The organism is Streptomonospora halophila, assembly GCF_039542725.1.
Taxonomy (GTDB): Bacteria; Actinomycetota; Actinomycetes; order Streptosporangiales; family Streptosporangiaceae; genus Streptomonospora; species Streptomonospora halophila.
The window spans coordinates 42,952-63,463 of sequence record NZ_BAABIK010000003.1; the positions used below are offsets into that span (position 1 = coordinate 42,952).

Annotated in this window: 18 protein-coding genes; 11 read left to right on the forward strand and 7 right to left on the reverse strand. The window is 72.8% G+C overall.

Going from position 1 to position 20,512, the window contains the following annotated elements; translation table 11 throughout:
* Positions 1 to 34: 34 nt before the first annotated feature.
* The 5 genes from ABEA15_RS03740 (at position 35) to ABEA15_RS03760 (ending at position 5,882) form a co-directional block, all read left to right on the forward strand.
* Entirely contained in the window at positions 35 to 598 is a 564-nt protein-coding gene (locus ABEA15_RS03740; RefSeq protein WP_345555495.1) for a TRAP transporter small permease subunit, read from the forward strand.
* Positions 595 to 1,869, forward strand: coding sequence for a TRAP transporter large permease (locus ABEA15_RS03745; protein WP_345555496.1), 1,275 nt, complete (start codon positions 595 to 597; stop codon positions 1,867 to 1,869). The genes ABEA15_RS03740 and ABEA15_RS03745 overlap by 4 nt, the downstream gene beginning before the upstream one ends.
* 118 nt (positions 1,870 to 1,987) lie before the next feature.
* Positions 1,988 to 2,986 (forward strand): DctP family TRAP transporter solute-binding subunit, encoded by a 999-nt coding sequence (locus ABEA15_RS03750; RefSeq protein ID WP_344140930.1) that lies wholly within the window; start codon positions 1,988 to 1,990, stop codon positions 2,984 to 2,986.
* Between the two features lie 47 nt (positions 2,987 to 3,033).
* On the forward strand, positions 3,034 to 4,938 hold the full coding sequence (locus ABEA15_RS03755; RefSeq protein WP_345555497.1) for a bifunctional sugar phosphate isomerase/epimerase/4-hydroxyphenylpyruvate dioxygenase family protein: 1,905 nt from the start codon (positions 3,034 to 3,036) through the stop codon (positions 4,936 to 4,938).
* Entirely contained in the window at positions 4,935 to 5,882 is a 948-nt protein-coding gene (locus ABEA15_RS03760) for a shikimate dehydrogenase (protein WP_425579353.1), read from the forward strand. Before ABEA15_RS03755 ends, ABEA15_RS03760 begins: the two co-directional genes overlap by 4 nt.
* A 688-nt stretch (positions 5,883 to 6,570) precedes the next feature.
* Here ABEA15_RS03760 and ABEA15_RS03765 read toward each other — a convergent pair.
* On the reverse strand, positions 6,571 to 7,134 hold the full coding sequence (locus ABEA15_RS03765) for an ATP-binding protein (protein ID WP_345555498.1): 564 nt from the start codon (positions 7,132 to 7,134) through the stop codon (positions 6,571 to 6,573).
* A 229-nt stretch (positions 7,135 to 7,363) separates the two neighbouring features.
* Here ABEA15_RS03765 and ABEA15_RS03770 point away from each other — a divergent pair, with 229 nt between their 5' ends.
* On the forward strand, positions 7,364 to 8,218 hold the full coding sequence (locus ABEA15_RS03770) for a helix-turn-helix domain-containing protein (protein ID WP_345555499.1): 855 nt from the start codon (positions 7,364 to 7,366) through the stop codon (positions 8,216 to 8,218).
* Positions 8,215 to 8,607 carry a DUF397 domain-containing protein gene (locus tag ABEA15_RS03775; protein WP_345555500.1) on the forward strand — a complete coding sequence of 131 codons (393 nt, stop codon included), beginning with the start codon at positions 8,215 to 8,217 and terminating at the stop codon, positions 8,605 to 8,607. Before ABEA15_RS03770 ends, ABEA15_RS03775 begins: the two co-directional genes overlap by 4 nt.
* Positions 8,608 to 8,646: 39 nt before the next feature.
* Here the strand turns inward: ABEA15_RS03775 and ABEA15_RS03780 are convergent, their stop codons facing one another.
* The 4 genes from ABEA15_RS03780 to ABEA15_RS03795 form a co-directional block, all read right to left on the reverse strand.
* Positions 8,647 to 9,528 carry a tripartite tricarboxylate transporter substrate binding protein gene (locus tag ABEA15_RS03780; protein WP_345555501.1) on the reverse strand — a complete coding sequence of 294 codons (882 nt, stop codon included), beginning with the start codon at positions 9,526 to 9,528 and terminating at the stop codon, positions 8,647 to 8,649.
* A 128-nt stretch (positions 9,529 to 9,656) separates the two neighbouring features.
* Positions 9,657 to 11,279 carry a tripartite tricarboxylate transporter permease gene (locus ABEA15_RS03785; RefSeq protein ID WP_345555502.1) on the reverse strand — a complete coding sequence of 541 codons (1,623 nt, stop codon included), beginning with the start codon at positions 11,277 to 11,279 and terminating at the stop codon, positions 9,657 to 9,659.
* 18 nt (positions 11,280 to 11,297) lie between these two features.
* The gene (locus ABEA15_RS03790) at positions 11,298 to 11,891 is read right to left on the reverse strand and encodes a tripartite tricarboxylate transporter TctB family protein (RefSeq protein WP_345555503.1); all 594 of its coding nucleotides are present in this window, start codon (positions 11,889 to 11,891) and stop codon (positions 11,298 to 11,300) included.
* A 1-nt stretch (position 11,892) separates the two neighbouring features.
* Complete coding sequence (locus ABEA15_RS03795) at positions 11,893 to 12,915, reverse strand: Bug family tripartite tricarboxylate transporter substrate binding protein (RefSeq protein WP_345555504.1); 1,023 nt, start codon at positions 12,913 to 12,915, stop codon at positions 11,893 to 11,895.
* Positions 12,916 to 13,171: 256 nt separating this feature from the next.
* Between ABEA15_RS03795 and ABEA15_RS03800 the strand changes: the two genes are divergently transcribed.
* The gene (locus ABEA15_RS03800) at positions 13,172 to 14,806 is read left to right on the forward strand and encodes an ATP-binding protein (RefSeq protein ID WP_345555505.1); all 1,635 of its coding nucleotides are present in this window, start codon (positions 13,172 to 13,174) and stop codon (positions 14,804 to 14,806) included.
* A complete protein-coding gene (locus ABEA15_RS03805; protein WP_344140914.1) occupies positions 14,803 to 15,504 on the forward strand; it encodes a response regulator in 702 nt (233 codons plus the stop codon). Before ABEA15_RS03800 ends, ABEA15_RS03805 begins: the two co-directional genes overlap by 4 nt.
* Before the next feature lie 55 nt (positions 15,505 to 15,559).
* Here ABEA15_RS03805 and ABEA15_RS25610 read toward each other — a convergent pair whose 3' ends face one another.
* Both ABEA15_RS25610 and ABEA15_RS03820 read right to left on the reverse strand, forming a co-directional pair.
* The gene (locus tag ABEA15_RS25610; protein WP_425579354.1) at positions 15,560 to 16,045 is read right to left on the reverse strand and encodes a MarR family winged helix-turn-helix transcriptional regulator; all 486 of its coding nucleotides are present in this window, start codon (positions 16,043 to 16,045) and stop codon (positions 15,560 to 15,562) included.
* A gap of 104 nt (positions 16,046 to 16,149) precedes the next feature.
* Entirely contained in the window at positions 16,150 to 16,827 is a 678-nt protein-coding gene (locus ABEA15_RS03820; protein ID WP_345555506.1) for a hypothetical protein, read from the reverse strand.
* A gap of 602 nt (positions 16,828 to 17,429) precedes the next feature.
* Here ABEA15_RS03820 and ABEA15_RS03825 point away from each other — a divergent pair.
* Positions 17,430 to 18,902 (forward strand): helix-turn-helix domain-containing protein, encoded by a 1,473-nt coding sequence (locus ABEA15_RS03825; protein ID WP_345555507.1) that lies wholly within the window; start codon positions 17,430 to 17,432, stop codon positions 18,900 to 18,902.
* A 659-nt stretch (positions 18,903 to 19,561) separates the two neighbouring features.
* Complete coding sequence (locus tag ABEA15_RS03830) at positions 19,562 to 20,509, forward strand: CPBP family intramembrane glutamic endopeptidase (protein WP_344140910.1); 948 nt, start codon at positions 19,562 to 19,564, stop codon at positions 20,507 to 20,509.
* Positions 20,510 to 20,512 lie beyond the last annotated feature (3 nt).

Genomic DNA, 20,512 nt, shown 5'->3' on the forward strand with positions numbered 1-20,512 from the left:
GCACTGTCGTTGTCCTCGTCGAGTGGAGCCCCGGATGTCCGACACCCCCGAAGCAGCCGGCGAGGGGCCGCCGCCGCGGTCCCGCCCGGCGGCGGTGCGGTGGCTGGAGGCCGCGGAACTGACCGCGGGAGTAGCGCTCCTGGCCCTGATCCTCGTCCTGATGCTGACCCAGGCCCTCCAGCGGCACCTGCCGGTGACCGGATGGGTGTGGACCGGCGAGCTGGCCCGCCTGGGCCTGGTGTGGCTGGCGTTCTCGCTCGCGGGCTACCTGATCGGCCGCGACGAGCACATCACCCTGAAGCTGGTCGACTTCGCGCCGTCGGCATGGGTCCGCCGCGGGGTGTGGGTCGCGGCCAACCTGGTGGTGGCGGCCGTATGCGCGGCGTTCACCGCCGAGGCCGCCGAGCTGGTCTTCGGCGGCTCGCCGATGACGACCCCCGCTCTCGGTATCCCCATGGCCTTCGTCTACGCGATCCCGCTGGTCGGGCTGGCGCTGGCCGCGCTGCGCGCCGCCGCCAACGCGTTCCTGCCGGGCCCGCCCCCGGCCGAGCCGCTGCCCGCCGACGCCGGCACCGACGCCGGGGAGGCCGACCGATGAGCGCGACGCTGGTCGTCTGCGGAATCCTGCTCCTGCTCGTACTGCGGGTACCCATCGCATTCGCCATCCTCGGCCCCTGCATCGCCTACATGGCGCTGACCGACCAGTCCACCGGGCTGAGCCTGCGCACGGCCGCGGAGGAGATCGACAGCTTCCCGCTGCTGGCCGTGCCGCTGTTCATCCTCGTCGGGGTGACCGCCAACCACACGGGCATCGCCGACCGCATCTTCGCCTTCGCCCAGGTGCTCTTCGGCCGGGTCCGCGCGGGGCTGGGCTACGTCAACATCGGCGTCAGCGTCGGCTTCTCCTGGATGAGCGGCAGCGCGCTGGCCGACGTCGCCGGGGTGGGCAAGATGACCGTGCCCGCGATGACGAGCCGCGGCTACTCCCGCCGCTTCTCCCTCGGACTGTCGGCGGCGTCGAGCCTGATCGGACCGGTGATGCCGCCGAGCATCCCGGCCATCGTCTACGCCTCGGTGGCGGCCGTCTCCACCGCCGCCCTGTTCGCCGCCGCCGTCGTCCCGGCGCTGCTGATCGCGGCGGGACTCGCGGTCGCGGTCTTCCTCTGGGGGCGCCGCCAGCCCCACCTGGCCGGGCGCCGCCCCGAGCCCGGCGAGGTGCGCGGCGCCGTGCTGCGCGTGATCGGCCCGCTGGGCGCGCCGGTGCTGCTGCTCGGCGGCATCCTCAGCGGCCTGTTCACCCCCACCGAGGCCGCCGCCGTCGGCGCCGCCTACGTGTTCCTCCTCGGGTTCTGCTACCGGGAGCTGAACCCCGGGGCGCTGTGGCGGATCGCGGTGGAGACCGCCACGACCGCGGCGTCCATCGCGATCATCCTGGCGGCCTCCGGCCTGCTCGGCTGGATCCTCGCCCGCGAGCAGGTCCCCCAGGCCCTGGCGTCGTTCCTGCTCGGGTTCACCGACAGCACGGTCGTCTTCCTGCTGCTGGTCAACGTCGCGCTGATCCTCATCGGCACGGTCCTGGAGCCCGTCGCCGCGCTGGTGATCACCGTGCCGGTGCTCCTGCCCGTGGCGATGCAGTTCGGCGTGGACCCGGTGCACTTCGGCGTCATCACCATCGTGAACCTGATGATCGGCCTGCTCACCCCGCCCATCGGGGGAGTGCTGTTCGTCCTCGGCTCGGCGACCCGCACCCCGATGCAGGAGGTGTTCCGGGGCACCGCCCCGTTCCTCCTCCCGCTCATCGCGGTCCTCGCCCTGCTCACCGCCGCCCCGGACCTGGTGCTCTTCCTGCCCGGATACCTGGGCCTGTAGCCCCTCCGCCCCCGACCCGGACCCGACCCGTCCGGACGAGAAACGCCCTACTACGTACCGCACACCCCTGCGCCGCCGGACGCGGCGCCATCCCCCGGACCCCCTTAGGAGGCGTTCGATGCGCACCACCCTTCGCTGGGCGGCCGTCCTGCCCGTAGCCGCCCTGACTCTCGCCGGCTGCGGCGGCGGTGGCGAGTCCGCCGACGACGGACTCACCCTCTCCTTCGCCAACAGCTACTCCCAGGACCACCCGCACACCCGCTGCGGCATCGACGTCGTCGCCGAGAAGGTCGAGAAGGCCGACGTGGGCATGACCGTCGACACCTTCCCCGACAGCCAGCTCGGCGACAACACCGAGACCTTCGCCTCGGTGATGTCCGGCGACATCGACATGGACGTGCAGGGCTCGGCGGCGCTCGGCTCGACCTACGAGCCGATCGGCGTGTTCGACGCCGCCTACGCCTTCGACGACGCCGACCACCTGTTCGACTTCTTCGACTCCGACGCCTCGGAGACGATCAAGAAGGACTTCGAGAAGGCCACCGGCGCCAAGATCCTGGACGTCTGGTACTTCGGCGACCGGCACTTCACCGCGAACAAGCCCATCCGCAAGCCCGCCGACCTCGACGGCCTGCGGATGCGGTTCCCCGACTCCCCGATCTACCTGGAGAACGCCAAGGCCCTGGGCGCGGAGGCGACCACCGTCGCGTTCGAGGAGGTCTACCTGGCCCTGCAGCAGGGCACCGCCGACGGCCAGGAGAACCCCATTCCCACCATCCACAGCGACAGCTTCGACGAGGTCCAGTCGCACATCAGCCTCACGAGCCACCAGATCGGCTCGCAGATGATCGTCGTCTCCGGCAAGACGTGGCAGAAGCTCTCCGCCGAGCAGCAGGAGGCTTTGCAGAAGGCGGTCAGCGAGACGCGCGCCCGGAACCGCGAGTGCATCGAGAAGGCCGAGGCCGAGATCGTCAAGGAGTGGAAGGCCAACGGGACGATCGAGATCGTCGACGACGTCGACGTCGAGGCGTTCCGCTCCAAGGCCAGGGACTACTTCCAGAAGAACCTCGACGGCGACTCGCTGGAGCTCTACCAGGCCTTCCAAGAGGCACGGTAACCGGCGCACGGCCACGCCGAAGGACGACGGAGCGGAGAGCAACCGACATGCGGCGCAGTATCGCCACCGTATCGCTCAGCGGCACCCTGGAGGAGAAGCTGCGGGCGGCCGCGGCAGCGGGGTTCGACGGGGTCGAGGTCTTCGAGAACGACCTCGTCGCCTCCCCCCTGCCCCCGCGCGAGGTCCGCGCGGCGGCAGCCGAGCTCGGCTTGGGGATCGACCTCTACCAGCCGTTCCGCGACTTCGAGGGAGTCGACGACGCCGGGCTCGAACGGAACCTGCGCCGGGCCGAGGCCAAGTTCGAGCTGATGCTGGAACTCGGCGCGGACACGCTGCTCGTCTGCTCCAACGCCGCGCCGGCGGCCCTCGGCGACGACGCGCGCGCGGCGGCCCAGCTGCGCCGCCTCGCCGAGGCCGCCGCGCCCTACGGCGTGCGCATCGCCTACGAGGCGCTGGCCTGGGGCCGCCGCGTCGACACCTACGAGCACTCCTGGCGCCTGGTGGCCGAGGCCGACCACCCGTCGCTGGGGGTGTGCCTGGACAGCTTCCACATCCTCTCCAAAGGCGGAGACCCCGCCGGAATCCGCGCCATCCCCGGCGACAAGATCTTCTTCCTGCAGCTGGCCGACGCCCCCTACATGGCCATGGACCTGCTGCAGTGGAGCCGGCACTACCGGTGCTTCCCCGGCCAGGGCGCCTTCGACCTGACCGGTTTCACCCGGCACGTGCTCGCGGCCGGGTACACCGGGCCGCTGTCGCTGGAGGTGTTCAACGACGTCTTCCGCGCGGCCGATCCCCACCGCACCGCCGCCGACGCGATGCGCTCGCTGTCGGTGCTGGAGGACGCGCTCGCCCGCGAGCGGGCGGCCGAGCGCGTCGGCGGGGAGCCCGGGGCCGACGGCGCACGGCCCCGGGCTTCCCTCACCCGCCTGCCCGACCCGCCCGACGACGCCGGCTACGCCTTCGTCGAGGTCGCCGCGCAGGAGGGGGGCGGCGCCGAGCGCGTGCGCGCGGTGCTCGCCGCCCTCGGGTTCTCCCACACCCGCGACCACCGGTCCAAGCCCGTCCAGTTGTGGAGTAGCGGCGGCGTCCGCCTGCTGCTCAGCTCCACCGACCCGCGCCTGGGCCACACCTGGGACGGCGACGCCGCCGTCACCGCCCTCGGCGTCGAGGTCGCCGAACCCGAGCGCGCGGCCGAGCGGGCCGAGCGCCTGCTCGCGCCGACCCTGCCGCGCCGGCGCGACCCGGCCGAGTCGCGGATGAACGCGGTCGCGGCTCCCGACGGCACCGCCGTGTTCTTCTGCCCCGGCAGCCGGGAGGGCCGGGAGTGGCTCGCCGACTTCGGCGCCGAGGCGGTGCGCGACCGGCACGCCGGCGGCGACGGCGCGCCGCTGTCGGCGATCGACCACGTGGGGCTGTTCCAGCCCTTCGACCACTTCGACGAGGCCGCGCTGTTCTACCGCTCGGTGCTGGGCCTGACTCCCGACGAGAGCCTGGAGGTGGCGGCGCCCGACGGGCTGGTGCGCAGCCGGGCGCTGGCCGGCGACGACGGCGGGCTGCGCATCGCGCTCAACGTGTCGGTGCTGGGCCGGGGTGCCCGCTGGGACGCGGCCGGCGGAGCCCAGCACGCCGCCTTCGCCTGCGACGACGTGTTCGCGGCGGCCGAGGCGATGCGCGCCGGCGGCGTCGCACCGCTGCCGATCCCCGACAACTACTACGACGACCTCGCGGCCCGCACCGACCTCGCGCCCGCGGTGCGCGAGCGGATGCGCGCGAACGGGGTCCTCTACGACCGCTCGGCCGACGGAGGCGAGTTCTTCCACTTCTACACACCGATGCTGGACAACCGGCTGTTCTTCGAGGTCGTGCAGCGCACCGGCGGCTACCGCGGTTACGGCGCCGCCAACACCGCCGTGCGCATGGCCGCCCACCGGGCGGAGCAGGCCAGGTGACCGGCGCGATCGGCGACGACGCGGCGCTGCGGGCGGTGGGCGAGGACCAGGCGAGGGGCGCGGCCGGAGCCGGGCCCCGCGGCACGGCGCCGTCCTACCTCGTGGGGCTCGTCGGGGCGGGTGTCGGCCCGTCGCTGACGCCGTCCCTGCACGAGCGTGAGGCGGCCGCGACGGGACGGCGCCTGATCTACCGCACCATCGACATCGCCGAGCTGGACCTGCCGCCGGAGTCGGTGGCCGACCTGGTGCCGGCGGCGCGGCGGCTCGGTTTCAACGGGCTGAACATCACCCATCCGTGCAAGCAGCTGGTGCTGCCCGTGCTGGACGGGCTCACCTCCGACGCCGCCGCCATCGGGGCCGTCAACACGGTGGTCTTCGACGGCGGCTCGGCCATCGGGCACAACACCGACGGGTCGGGCTTCGCGCGCTCGCTGGAGCGCGGCCTGCCGCACGCGCCGCGCGAGCGGGTGGTCCTGCTGGGCGCGGGCGGCGCGGGTGCGGCCGTCGCGCACGCGCTGCTGGAATCGGGGGTGCGCACCCTGGTCGTCGCCGACCTGGACACCGGGCGGGCGGCCGAGCTGGCCGAGCGCGTCGGCCGCCGGTTCCGCGGCGCCCGCTGCGAGCCCGCCGGCGCCGACGACCCCGAGCGCCTGCTCGCCGGAGCCGACGGTCTGGTGCACGCCACCCCGGTGGGCATGGCCCACCACCCGGGCACCCCCGTCCCGCGGGAGCTGCTGCGCCCGCCGCTCTGGGTCGCCGACGTCGTCTACCGCCCGCTGCGCACCGAACTGCTGCGCGACGCCCGGTCCCAGGGTTGCGCCACCCTGGACGGCGGAGCCATGGCCGTCTTCCAGGCGGCCGACGCCTTCCAGCTCTTCACCGGCACACCCCCCGACCGCGAGCGCATGCTCGCCCACTTCCACGACCTCCTGGCGGCGGAGTAAGCGGTCCCGGCTGCGCAGCGGACCTTCCCGGGCGGGCCGAGTCGCGGTCGGCCTGTCCGCGGCTTCCTTCATCGTGCAGGGCACGCGCGTTCGCGATTTCAGCGGCGGGGCCGTGCGGTTTCGGCCCGAAGGGCGAGTACGAGCGTGTCGGCGTCGGGGGCCTCGACGAGGCCGGCGGGGGTGGCGGCCCACTAGGACCGGGTGGCTTCACCGAACCAGACGACGGCGCCGCGGCATCGGGCCTGGACGGCGGCCGCGGTGCGGTGCTCGGGCGCGAACTCCGGAGTCCGTCCGTACATGCGGTCCTGGCGACCGGCGCGGCGGGTGCGGCACAAGGGATGGGCGCAGTCGGTGCAGGGTCGCCGGGCGGGTGGGGCGTCCGCGGTGTCGGCGGGCTCGCGCGGGGGCGGCACCGGGGCGGGTGCGGGGGGACGCGCCCGGCCCGGTGCGGGGGTGCCGGTGCGCCTGTGGACGAGGGCGGCGGTGCGGGCGGGAGCGAGGGTAATGTCAGGCATTGATTCCGTTCCTTTCGCATTGAAACGGGTTGTGGGATCAGGGCCCGGGAGGTGGTGGTGCACCTTCCGGGCCGCTTGTCCTCGGGCGGCAGTGAGGTCGGGCGGCAGTGGGCAGGACAGGAGTGGGCGGGTCGGCGGGAGCCGCGGCGGTCGCCGGCCTGTCGCGTCTTCGTTCAGGCGGCGGCCCAGGCGGAGCCCGCGAGGTCGTAGGCCAGGTGGAACCACACGTGGCGGTAGGCGCGTACGCCGTTGTCGCCCCAGGCGGTCGCCAGCGCGTCCACGAGGGCGAGCCCGCGTCCGGCGGTGGCGTCGGCGTGCAGCCCGGCGGGATCGGGCTGGAGGCGGGCGCGGTCGCGGCGGTCCCGCAGATGCGTGTCGGGCAGGCCGCCGTCACGGCAGGTGAGCGTCAGCCCCGCGGCCGAGCGGTCCACGCGCAGCGTGAAGGTGCCGCCGGGCTCGCCGGAGCGCGTGTGCCGGACGGCGTTGCCCGCGAGTTCGGTGCCCAGGAGATCGAAGACGTAGCGGTAGTCCGGGCCCCGGTCGCCCGCGCATCCGTTGAGGAAGGCGTGGACCAGGGGGAACAGGGCCGCATCGCCCCAGAACGTGAAGGCGCGGGACCGGTAGGGCGTGCGGGGGCCGATGGTGTCGAAGTAGTGCTGCTTCTGCCGTGGGATGAGGAGAGCGAGCGGGACGGTTACGGGCGGTAGCTGACTGAGGGCAGCATGAGAGGAGGACATGGCGACTCCTTGAGGCGTGGGTTGGGTGGAGGCGGCGGCGTGATCACGCCGGGTGTGTGGTCCGCTTTTCGGGCAAGGCAGAGGGCGGCTAGCGGAGTAGCCACTGAGCACATGCGGTGATCTCGCAGTGACTTGAAGCACATCCACGGTTGCAGTGGATTCCACTTCGGTCAAGTGTTCCGAGTGGAATCCACTATGTTTTTCTTTCGGTCTCTCCTAGACTCTCCGCATGCCTGCTCCCTATAGCCCCAGCATCCGGCGGCGCCGCCTCTCCGCCGAACTCAGGCGGTTGCGCGCCGAAGCACAGCTCACGCTCGTTGAGGCGGCAAAAGAGGCTGGCACCGGAAAGTCGAACCTGAGCAAGATCGAGCAGGCAGAGTCGAAGCATGTACCCGCGAAGACGCTGGACAAGCTGCTGGACCTGTACAAGGTGGAGGACACGCAGCTACGCGCGTCGTTGCACGAGCTCTCCCGTCTGGCAGGTGAACGGGGCTGGTGGTCGCAGTACAAAGACCTTGTCCCCGAGATGCTGGCCGACTTCGAGGCGGAAGCGTGTGCGTTCCGCACGTACCAGGCTCAGGTGATACCCGGCATGCTGCAGACTCCCGAGTACGCCGACGCGATCTTTCGCGCCAATAAGGTCAGGGACGATACTGAGGTCGCCCAGCGTGTCGCGGCACGGATGAAGCGCCAGGAAGTACTCAACCGCGTCGATCCCCCGTCCTATTCAGCAATCGTCGATGAAGGAGCGCTACGACGACTCGTAGGTTCCTCTGCGGTGATGCGCGGACAGTTGGAGCATCTGACGCACCTGGCCATACGCCACAACGTCGACATCTATGTGCTGCCGTTCGGGGCTGGCGCCCACCCTGCCACCGAAGGCAGCTTCGTAACTATGGACTTCCCCGACGCCCGAGACTCCAGCATCGCCTACCTGGAGACTCCCGTGAGTAGCCTGTACCTGGAGGAAGAACAGCAAATCCGGACGTGTAACGATATGTTCGGGAGTGCCCAAGCGTGCTCTCTAACACCCGCGCAGTCCGTCACATTTATGCGCGGCGTCCTCGACGAGCTGGAAGAGTGAGAGCAGTGTCCAACCAGTTGGTCTGGCGAACCAGTAGCTACAGCGGCGTCAACGGCAACTGCGTGGAGGTCGCCCCCGTGGACTTGTCCTTTCGCAAGAGCAGCTACAGCGGTGCCAGCCAGAACTGTGTCGAGGTAGCCCCCATCCCGCCATCCTTCCGGAAGAGCAGCTACAGCGGCGTCAACGGCGATTGCGTCGAAGTCGCTCCCATAGCCCCGTCCTTCCGGAAGTCCAGCTACAGCAGCGACAGGGTGAACTGCGTCGAAGTGGCCGACCTCCCCGCCGGTGCGGCGCTGCGCGACTCGAAGCATCCCGAAGCCGGATACCTCGCCTTCCCCGCAGCCGAGTGGGACGCCTTCCTCAGCGCCGCCCGCTCCGCCGAGCTGTAGCGCGGGCTTCTCGCCGTCGCGGGACGCCGGGCCGGGCGGTCAGGACTTGTCGAGGCGGGCGAGGAGGCCGCCGACGCGGTCGTCCTCGGCGGCGAGGAAGGCGCCGAAGTCGTCGCCGGCGAGATAGGCGTCGCGCCAGTGGTTGTCCTTCAGCGCCTCGCGCCACTCCGGGGTGGTGCGCAGCTCCTCCAGCCCGTCGATCAGCTCCTCGCGGCGCGACGCGCTGATGCCGGGCGGCGCGAGCAGTCCGCGCCAGTTGAGGAACTCCAGGTCGATGCCGAGCTCCCGCAGCGTCGGCGCGTCGATGCCGGGGAGCGGGTCGGGGCCGGTCACCGCCAGCACGCGCAGCTCGCCCGCCTCGACGGCGTGGCGGTACTCGCCGGCACCGGACGCCGCCACGTCGACCCGCTGCTCGACCAGCGCCGACAGCATCTCGCCGCCGCCGTCGTGCCAGATGTAGTCGGTGTTGGCGGCGGGGATGCCCAGCCGCTCGGCCAGCAGCATCAGCGCCAGGTGGTCGGGTCCGCCGGGGCTGGAGCCGCCGCCGAGCCGGACGGGTACATCCGGGTCACGCCAGTCGTCGACCAGGTCGTCCAGAGTCCGGTACGGGGAGTCGGCGGGCACCAGCAGCACCGTTGGCTCCTGCACCATCCGCGCCAGGGGCACGGCGGCGGTGATGCGGTGCGTGTCCTGCAGGTGCGTGCGGGCGACGAGCCCCAGACCCATCTGCAGCAGCAGCCGGTCGTTGCCCGCCTCGTACATCAGCCGGGCCATGCCCGCCGTGCCGGCGGCGCCGGGGAGGTTGAACACGTCGACCTCCGCGGCCAGGCCGGTGTCCTTGAGGGTGGCGGCGACCGTCCGGGCCGTCATGTCGTAGCCGCTGCCGGGCGGGTTGGGCACCATGATGCGCACCTCGGACATGGGGGCGACCGGGGCGCACCCGGCCGCTCCCAGCAGCGCCGCCGCCGCGGACGCGGCGAGCCGGAGCCGCCACCGTGCGCGGGTGCCCCGCGCGCGGCGGTTCCCGGCTTCGGCCCGCATCGTCGCTGCTACCTCCCCTCGGCGGCCTCGTGCCCGTCGCCGGCGGGCGCGGCGGAGCGTCGGGCGCCCCCGGCCCCGCCGCCGGTTCCGTCCTGTGATCCGTCGTCCTCACCGCCGGAGCCCTCCTCCGGCGGTGCCGCGCCCGAGGACGCCGACGGACCGCGCCGCAGCCGCGCCAGCAGCGGCCCCGCCAGCGCCAGCACCGCGAGCACGAGCAGCCCCGCCGAGAACGGGCTGGTGACGAACGTGGACCAGGCGCCGTCGGAGATCTGCAGCGCCTGGCGCATCGACTTCTCCATCAGGCCGCCGAGGATGAGGCCGAGGATCAGCGGCGCCGCGGGGAACCCGTTCTGCCGCATCACATAGCCCAGCACCCCGAACCCGAGCAGCAGCCAGAGGTCGAAGACGGTGAAGCTCAGACCGTACACGCCGATGACGCAGAACACGACGACCAGGGGCAGCAGAACCGCCCGCGGGGTCTTGAGCACCTTCGCGAACAGGGGGATCAGCGGCAGGTTCAGCACGAGCAGCACGAGATTGCCGACGTACATGCTCGCGACCACGCCCCAGAACACGTCGGGGTGGTCGGAGAGCATGAGCGGCCCGGGCTGCACGCCCAGGACCAGCAGTGCGCCGAGCAGGATCGCCGTGGTGCCCGAGCCCGGAACGCCCAGCGTGAGCAGCGGGACGAACGAGCCAACCGCCGCCGCGTTGTTCGCCGACTCCGGAGCCGCGACCCCCTTGATGTTGCCGCTGCCGAACGTCGCGCCGTCGCGGGCGATGCGCTTCTCGGTCGAGTAGGCCATGAACGAGGCGATCGTCGCGCCCGCGCCGGGCAGCACGCCGACGAAGAACCCCAGCAGCGAGCCGCGGGCCGTCGGCGGTGCCAGGGTTCCGATCTCGCGGCGGTTCAGCCGCAGCGAGGTGATGGTGCCGTCACCGCCGCCGGTGCCGCGGCGGGCCAGCATCGCGAACACCTCGGCCAGTGCGAACACGCCCAGCGCGACGATGAGGAACTGCACGCCCTCGAACAGCTCCGGCACGCCGAAGGTGAAGCGCATGGTCGCGGTCTGGGAGTCGATGCCGACGAGCGAGATGATCACCCCCACCACGGCCGCGATCAGCCCCTTGGTGAGGTTCTTGCCGCCCAGGGAGACCACCGCGGTCAGGCCGAGGACCATCAGCGAGAAGTAGTCGGCCGGGCCGAAGCTGACCGCGAACTTCGCCAGCCACGGGGCGATGAGCATCAGCAGCACGACGCCGACGGTGCCGCCGGTGAACGACGCGATCGCGGCGATGGCCAGCGCCTTGCCGGCCTTGCCCTGGCGCGCCATCGGATAGCCGTCGAAGGCGGTGGCCACCGTCCCCGAGATGCCCGGTGCGTTCAGCAGGATCGAGGACGTCGAGCCGCCGAAGACGGCGCCGTAGTAGACCCCGGCCAGCATGATGATGGCCGTGGTGGGGTCCATGCCGAAGGCGATGGGGATCATCAGCGCGATCGCGCTCATCGGCCCGAGACCGGGCAGCATCCCGATGATCGTTCCGGTGAGCACGCCGATGAAGACGAACAGCAGGTTCTCCGGCGCCAGCGCGACCGCGAACCCGTAACCGATTTGGTCGAGCGTTTCCATGAGGGTGGCTCCGCGGGGTCAGAACGGCAGCGGCCCGGTGGGCAGCGCGACGTCGAGGAATTCGGACATGGTGAAGTACAGCGACGCCGGTACACCCACGCTGACCAGGGCGTTGGCCCAGTGGCGGCGGTACCCGAGGTACCAGGAGGCGCCGAAGACGTACACCGCGCTGCTGATCAGGAACCCGAGGGGTTCGAACAGCAGGATGTAGGCGGCGATGGAGGCGGCGAAGGCCGCCAGCTCCAGCCGCGCATCGGGGATCCGCCCGAGGGCGGCGCCCGCCGGGACCGCGGCGCCCGCGGTCCCGGCCGGCGTGCCCGCGGCGCTCTCCGCGGCGTCCGTTCGCCCTTGTGCGCCCTCGGCGCTTCCGGTGCCGGAGGGGCCCGCCGCGGGCACCTGCTCGCCGTCCTCGCCGGGCTCTCCGCGCTGGAAGAACAGCAGCCCGGCGAGCAGCAGCAGCACGACGCCGAGCCAGCGCGGCAGCGTCGACGGCTGAACGGGCACCTCGACCGCGGTGAACTCCGGCATCCGGAACGCCAGCACCAGGTAGCCGACCGCGAACAGGCCGACCACGAGGGCCGCCGCCCGGTTGGAGAAGCCGAACGGCGTCATGTCAGCCCTGCTCCTTCCGCAGCCCGATCTCGCCGAGCAGGTTCTCGGCGTCCTTGCTCGACTTGTCCAGGAACGAGCCGAACTCCTGGCTGTCCATGTAGGAGGTCTCCCAGCCGAGCTTCTTCGCCTCGCTCTTCCAGTCCTCCTGCTCGACCATCCGCTTGAACGCCTTCTCGTAGTAGGCGACCTGCGCGTCGGTCATGTCGCCGGGGCCCATCACGCCCCGCCAGACGTCGTAGGTGTAGTCGACGCCCTCGTCGCGCAGGGTCGGCACATCCGGCAGCGTCTCGGTGCGCTCCGGCGCCGAGACGGCCAGCGCCCTCAGGTCACCGGACTCCACCAGGCCGGCGGCCTCGGAGACCCCGGTGACGGCCGCGTCGACGTGCCCGCCGATCGCCTGGGTGAGGGCCTCGCCGCCGCCGTCGTAGGGGACGTACTTGAGCTTGCGGGGGTCGATCCCGGCCTTGTTCATGGCGCCGGCGAAGGCGACGTGGTCCATGCTGCCGGGTGCGGAGCCGCCGGCGACGCTGAGCGAGGACGGGTCGTCCTTGAGCTTGTCCACGAGGTCGCCCATCGACTTCAGCGGGGAGTCGGCGGGCACCGCGAAGACCATGTACTCGGTCATCAGCCGGCTGATCGGGGTGAAGTCGTCGTGGTCCTGGGAGGACTGGCTGGTGAGGGGCACCAGGGTGATGGGCGGGCTGGTGACGAACAGCCGCGTCGGCTCGGGGGCGCCGGCGACGTAGGCCCAGCCGACGGCACCGCCGCCGCCGGGCTTGTTCACCACCTGGATCGGCTGGTCGACGAGGTTGTTCTGCTCCAGCACACGGGAGCTGGTGCGGGCGAGGGTGTCCCAGCCGCCTCCGGTCGCGGCGGGCGCGACCATCTCGATGGGCTTCTCCGGCGCCCACGCGCCGTCGCCGCCTCCGTCGGAGCCGCCGGAGCCGCAGCCGGTGGCCACCAGCGCCAGCGAGGCGCAGACGGACACCGGGGCGGCCAGGCGTGCGGCCAACGTGCGGAACATGGTGCCTCCTGAATCGTGTCGGGGAAGGGTGATCCGCCGAACAGGCGGATGTGAGGGGAGGCACATGAAAGCAGGGGCGGCCGGGCTCGCAGAACCGTTCTGGCCGTTGTGCGAGCAGTGGTGGTAATGGACGTTTCGGTCGTATTGGTCACGCGCCGGCAGGTCGCCGACGTGCGAGGATGAGGCGGATCGGGTGGGCGCGCCGTCCAACGGCCCCCGGCCGGTCCGGTGTGTGTCGTGACGGCGGGGAGGAGAGGTGCGGATCAGGCTCACGCTCGCGGGCCGCTTCCTGGGCCTGCAGCTGGCGATCGTGGTGGCCGTGCTCGTCGCCGTGGCCGGGGTGTCGATGGCGCAGGCCGACGCCCGCTTCCGCGAGGTCGAGGGCGAGCGCATCCTGTCGGTCGCCGAGACGGCCGCCGCGACCGACGCCATCCGCAGTGGGCTGAGCGACTCCTCCGACGAGGGCATCCTGCAGCCGGCCGCCGAAGGGCTGCGCGGCCTCGCCGACATCGACGACCTGATCATCGCCGGGACGGACATGCGCACGCTGGCCTCGGCCGACCCGCGGCTGATCGGGCAGGAGCTGCCGCGGGGGGACAGCCCGGTCCTCGCCGGGCGCGCGTGGGTCGGCGTCGTGACGCTCGGCGAGCGGCGGGTGCTGACCGCGCACGTTCCGGTGATCGACGACAGCGGCCGCGTGATCGGCGTCGTCGCCGGCGTCCGCGACTACCCGGGGCCGGTGGAGCTCATGGCCGAGGCCGCCCCGACCCTGCTCGTGTACCTGGGCATCGCCTGCGTCCTCGGCGTCGCCGGGTCGCTGCTGCTCTCCCGCCGGATCAAGCGCCAGACCCTGGGCCTGGAGCCCGCCGAGATCGCCGGCCTGGCCGAGCACCGCGAGGCCATGCTGCACGGCATCAAGGAGGGCGTGCTCGGCCTGGACAGCGACAACCGGGTGACCCTGGTCAACGACACCGCCGCGGAGCTGCTCGGGCTGCCCGCGGAGCCGGAGGGGCGCCGGCTCACCGAGCTGGGCGTGGACCCGCAGCTCGTCGAGGTGCTGACCGACCAGGTCCCCGAGCCCGACCGGGTGACCGTGATGAACGACCGCCTGGTGACCCTGAACTGGACGCCGCTGAAGACGCGCGGTCGGCGCATCGGGTCGGTGACCACCATGCGCGACCGCACCGACCTGGTCGCGCTGCGGCACGAGCTGAACATCACCCGCACCACGACCGAGGCGCTGCGCGCGCAGGCGCACGAGTTCAGCAACCGGCTGCACGTCATCAGCGGGCTGCTGAGCCTGGAGGAGTACGACGAGGTGGAGCGGTACGTGGCCAGTGTCGGCGGCGCCCGCGCCCAGTTGGCGGCCGACGTCACCTCGCGGGTCGCCGACCCCTCGGTGTCGGCGCTGCTCATCGCGAAGGCGAGCCTGGCCGCCGAGCAGGGCGGCGAGCTGCGCGTCTCCGAGCGGACCGAGCTGGGCGAGCAGGACGAGCGGCTGTCGGCCGACCTGGTGACCGTGGTCGGCAACCTGGTGGACAACGCGCTGGAGGCCGTCCGCGGCGAGGGCGAGGAAGGCTGGGTCGAGGTCGAGGTGGCCGGGGCCCAGGACGCGGTGCGCGTGCGGGTGCGCGACTCCGGCCGCGGCGTGCCCCCGGAGCTGGCCGAAGAGGTGTTCCGCAGCGGGTTCAGCACCAAGGAGTCCGGGGCGGGCGCCCGGGGCGTGGGCCTGGCGCTCACCCGCCTGGTGTGCAGCCGCCGCGGAGGCGGTGTGGAGGTCGCCGGGTCGGAGTTCACCGCCTGGCTGCCCTGCCGCGATGCCCCGGCTGCCGATGACGCGGACGGCGCGGCCGGAACCGGAGCCGGCGGCGCAGAGGAGGACGCGCGGTGATCCGTGTGCTCGTCGTGGACGACGACTTCATGGTCGCGAAGGTCAACCGGCGGCTCGTGGAGCGGGTGCCGGGGTTCACCGTGGTGGGCGAGGCGCGCACGGGAGCGGAGGCGCTGCGGCTGGCCGAGGAGCTGCGCCCGGACCTGCTGCTGCTGGACATCTACCTGCCCGACATCAGCGGTATCGACGTGCTGCGCAGGCTGCGCGGCGGCGGGTCGCCGCAGGTGGACGCGCTGATGATCACCGCCGCGCGCGAGGCCGCGACCGTCCGCCAGGCGCTCCACGGCGGCGCGGTCCACTACATCATCAAGCCCTTCGACGCCGCCGCGCTGCGGGAGCGGCTGACGCGGTACCAGGAGGCCCGCCGCGCGCTGGAGGGCCCGGGCGTGCCGGGGCAGGACGACGTCGACCGCGTGTTCGGCGGGGCCGCAGCCGCGCCGTCGGGCGCCGGCGCGTCGGGCCCGGCGATGCCGAAGGGCCTGACACCGGAGTCCGCGCGCCTCGTCGAGGGCGAACTGCGCCGCGCCGGCGAAGCGTCGGCCTCGGAGTGCGCCGGGCTGACCGGGCTCTCGCGTGTCAGCGCACGCCGCTACCTGGAGTACTTCGTGCAGGCGGGCAGCGCCGAAGTGCGTCTGCGCTACGGAACCGCAGGCCGCCCGGAGCGCCGCTACAGGTGGGTCGGGCCGCCGGTGGGGTGACGCCGGCGGAGGCCGACCGCGGGGAGGCGGCTCGGGGCGGGCGGCCGGGCAGGCGCTACCCGTTGACCTCGCGGGCCCAGGCCTCCAGGCCCGCGGCGAAGCCCTGCAGCTCACTCGGCGAGAGCCGCTCCAGCACCCGCAGCAGCGGGGCGGCGCGGGAGGCCATGAACCGCTCCATCGGCTCCTGGTAGTCCCGGCCCAGCGCGACGAGCACGCGCCGGCGGTCGCCCGGGTCCGGTCGGCGCATCACCAGTCCGACGCAGGCGAGGTCGCCGACCAGCTCGCTGGCGGTCGACAGGCGCACGCCCAACCGCTCGGCGAGCTCGGTCACGGTCAGCTCCCGGCCGTGGACGAGCTGGACCAGGACGCCCCCGTGCCGACCGGTGAGGCCGTGGCTCCGGAACGTCCGCTTAAGCTCCTCGGGCATCTCGTCGTGCGCGCGCCGGTAGTAGTTCTCCAGCAGCGGGACGAAACGGAGTACCCCCTCGACCAGGTCGGCGTCGGGGAGCCGGGCGTCGTCGGAGTCCTCGGCACCGTGCATAACCCGATACTAGCCTGTTCGGATGTCCGAACTTCTGTTCGGAAACGGGAGTCGGAGGTGCGGGGACCCAGGATTCGGTGCCCCCTTCCGCGGCACCGCGTATTTCACCGAGGGCGGCAGATCAGCGGCAGGGCCGCCATCCCGTTCTCCTTGAGCCGGCCGCGCACGAACCTGTGGAAGCTCGGCCGCAGCAGTTGGTCGGCCATGAAGGCCGCCGCGCCGCCCGGCAGGCGCACGTAGTTGACGAACGCGAAGCGCGCGTCCTCCAGCGGGACGAGGGGCGCGGAGTTGTCGACGCCGGCCTTGGCGGTGTACCAGCCGGCCAGGTCCTCCCACGCGCGGAGCGCGGCCTCGCCGTCCGCGGCGGTGAAGTGGTTGAACAGGTAGGTGCCCGACGCCGGGTCCTCGGTGTCGCCGATCCGCACGCTGTTGTAGGCGGGCATCACCAGGTCGGCCCCGATTTCCTGGAAGGCCTCGTCCGCCCGCACGCCGGGGAGCGCGTCCGGCGCCGCGGCCTCCACGAGCACCAGGACGTCGAACCGGGGCACGCCCTTGAGCGGCGGGATGAGCACCGTCTCGAACACGCGCGCGCGGACCACGTCGGTACGGGCTTCGAGACGCCCGGCCAGGCTGCGGCAGTGCTCCAGCGCGTCGTCGCGTTCGGCGCTGCGCCGCACCAGGGGTGCGCGCGGCGGGTCGACGGAGAGTCCCGCGTAAAGGTAGCCGTACGGGTAGGGATCGGTGAACTCCGGGCTCGGGTAGCCCTCCGCTGAACGGTTCATGGCTTCGCCTTCGGTATTCCAGGAAAAAATACTTCGGACACCCGAATATACTGACCTGAGGGAGCCGTGCAAAGGCCGCGGTGCTCCGCGGTCGGCACCGTCCGGAGGTGCGGCCGCGCTCCGGCCGCGGCTCCGCGGCTCCGCGGCTCCGGGGCGGCGGGACGGGCGCCGGCGCCGATGCGGCGCGGGCGCGCGGAAGTCCTGAGCTGGTCCGGCGCGCGAAACTGCGGGCAGGACGGCTCCTCCGGCGGCGCCGCGCAGGACGCCCGCCGGCCGGTTCGGCGATCACCGGGGCACGCGTCGCGATGCGCACCCGGTCGGCGGTTCCCGCCCGATGGCCGATGATGGCGGAGGGCGCGTCGCGGCCGCGCCCGCCACTGGTGGGGCACGCGGCAAGGTGGTGCGGGACCGCAGCCGTGGACGCCGCGGATTCCGGCCGGTCGCGCGGCAGGGCGCCCCGCCGTCCGCCGCAGGCGGTAATCACGGCATTCGCCGCATTCTCCGTATTAAGTAACCTTTAATCTGAAAGTCTGCCGACGGAACCCGGGGCCGGTCCGCCCGCATCCGACAGGGGCAGCACGGGCCGACGGGTTGGGAGTGCCGTGTCGACATCGCGGATCCTCGACGATCTGCTGCGCCATCTGCGGCTCAGCGCGTCCCAGGACACCGAATCCGAGTCGCGGCGGCTCGCCGACCGGTTGCGGCGGCAGACCGGCGCCGACATCGCCCTGGTCGACGGTGAAGGCGCGGTGGACCTGGCGACCCCGGGGATCACCGCGAACGTGCTCGCGGCCCTCCGGCCGGTGCTGGGGCAGCTCGCGGGCGGGCGGCTCGCCGCGGCCGCCACGCAGACGGGCGAGCTGCACGTGCGGTGCGAGGTCCTGCGGCGGGAGTCGCCGCGGACGGTGCTGGTGGTGGCGGCCCGATCGCCGCTGACACGCGAGACGATCACCCTCGCCTCGCACACCGGGACCGTGATCGACGCGCTGCGCCGCGTCCGCTACGCCGACGAGCTGGCCCACCGCTACAACCGGGCGGCGAGACGGCTGCGCCTCGCCGTCTTCATGGCCCTGATGGCGGGCGACCTCGCGCTGGCCCGCAGGATGACGACCGGCGCCGTCCCCCCGCTGCTGGACGCCGAGCGCGTCCGGCTCCACGTGCTGCACTGCCCGCCCCCGGACCGCGACCGGATCGCCGAGCGCTACCAGGACTCCTCCGGCTACCACGGCCGCAGCCTGATGCTGCGCTGCCCGGTCTACGACTCCCACCTCATCTGCCTCATCCCCGACGGCGGGCGCGAGGACGGCGAGGACGGACTGGGCGGGCTGCTGCGTTCCCTGGTCGGCGACGAGCCGCGGTACGCACTCGGTATCAGCGAGCCGCGGCCCCTCGCGGCGACCGCGGAGGCCTACGAGCAGGCCCGCCACGCCCTGGCCGCCGCCCGCCACACGCCGGACCGCGCCGCCCCCTACCACGGCAGCGCGCCGCTGGCCCGACTGCTGCCGCGCGAGCAGGCCCACGCCTGGGCGCGCACGCTCCTGCGGCCGCTCGAATCGCTCCCCCGGCTCACCGTCGACGTCACCCGCCTCGCGCTGAGCTTCCCGCGCTCGGGGGTCGCGCGCCTGCTGGGTATCAGCCGCAACACGGTCACGGCGCACCTGCGCCGGGTCGAGGAGGCGCTCGGCTCGGACCTGCACGACGTGCACTGCCGCGCCGACCTCACGCTCGCCCTCACCGTCAGCGGACTTCCGGCACCGGGCGGCGCCTCGGCAGGCGAAGGCCCGGCGCCGTCCCTGGACGCGCTGCTGGCCACCGAGGAGGCCGCCACCTGGGCGCGGGCGTTCCTCATGCCCCTGCACGACGGCGGGCAGCGGCACCTGCTCCAGACGCTGCGGGCCTGGGTCGACTCGGACACCGACGCGCAGCGCACGGCGCGAACGCTCGATATGAGCCGCACCACGGTCCGCACCCACCTGCGTGCCGCCGAACGCCTCCTGAACCGGGACCTGCTGGCGTCCGGGCCCGGCACCCACGACCTCGTCCACGCCCTGCGGGTCACCGACTGTGCACCGTGACTAGCCGCCGCCCTCCTGTTGTGCACCGTGCGCATTGCCCAGGCCCGGCCGCACGCTTACTGTCTGCAGCGTCCGTCGGTGGCGGAAGTCGGGCGGCAGGCGGGAGGACGGGGTGCCGTCCCCGGCAGGAAGGGGCTGGGGAGGGGCCGCGGCCGACTCGCCCACGGACCCGGCATCGCCGACTGGCAGCGAGGCGAAGCGCCGGAGTAGCCGAGGTGCCGGACTAGGACGGAGTCCGGCACCTCGGCCGCAGCCGACCCGATTCGACGAACGGATCGCATCCGGCGCGAGTTCCCCCTGCCTCCCCTCCGCGTGCGCCGCACCCGCCTCGCCTCCGCGACCGGGCACGGGTCCGGCGGGACACCTCCCTGCCGCGTCGACCCCCCGCGCCCGCACGCCGCCTCTGCGCCCGCCCCTTCCGGGCCGTCGAGCCGCGCCGCGCCTTCCCGCGGGGCCGCGGAGGGCGCTTCGCGCCCGTCGACCTGGCGGTGGCCGCCTCCTGCCCAGGGCCGTGTGCAGCCTGCCGGACAGAAAGCGGCCCCTTTGCTGGATCGTGGCCGCGTATGCGGTCTCCGTAATGTCAGGGCATCGCGACGGGCGGTTTTCCCAGCGCCCGTCAACCCCTGGTGCGAAGCCGCCCCTGACTCCGAGGACGACGCATGCCCGATTTCCCGCATCCCGACCGCACGCCCGCGTGGCGCCGCTTCGTCAAGCGCCACCCGATGGCGAGCTTCTTCACCTCGGCGATCACCCTGAGCTGGATCGCCTGGACGCCCTACATCCTCTCCGACCACGGCCTCGGGCTGGCGGACATCGAGATCCCCGGCCTGTGGTCCCAGCTCCTGCTGATGCTGCCCGGCGCCTACCTCGGCCCGATCTTCTCGGCGTTCCTCGTCACGGCCGCGGCCGACGGCCGCGAAGGGCTGCGCGTGTGGGCGGGGCGCCTGCTGAAGTGGCGGATCAACTGGCGCTGGTACGCGCTGTCCCTGCTGGGCGTCCCGGCGGCGCTCATCCTCTGCGGCATCCCGTTCTCCGGCGGCGATGTGCAGGTCCCGCCGCTCGTGGTGCTCGCCGCCTACATCCCCGGCCTGGTCCTGCAGTTCCTGACGACCGGCATCGCCGAGGAGCCGGGCTGGCGCGACTTCGCGCTGCCCCGGATGCAGCCGTACTTCGGCCCGCTGCTCGGCACCGTCATCCTCGGCGTCATCTGGGGGATCTGGCACCTGCCGCTGTTCATGACCGAGTGGGGCGGGTTCCCGAACGTCACCTGGGCCCAGCCCGTCGAGTTCGTCGTCTCGTGCGTCGCCATCAGCGTGGTGATGACCTGGGTGTTCAACCGCACCGGCGAGAGCCTGCCGATCGCGATCCTGCTGCACGCCAGCGTCAACAACTTCATGTCGATCGTGCTCTCCTTCCTGTTCCCCTCGATCGGCGACTCGCACGCCGCCGCAGGCCACGTCGTGCTCCTCGCCTTCGGCCTGGCGGCCTGCGCGCTCATCGCGGCGACCCGCGGCAGGCTCGGCTACGACCCCGCGGCGGCCGTCCCGCGGAAGGCGGAGGCCGCGCCCGAGGACGCCCGGGGCACCGGCACGGGAGCCCCGGCCTGATCC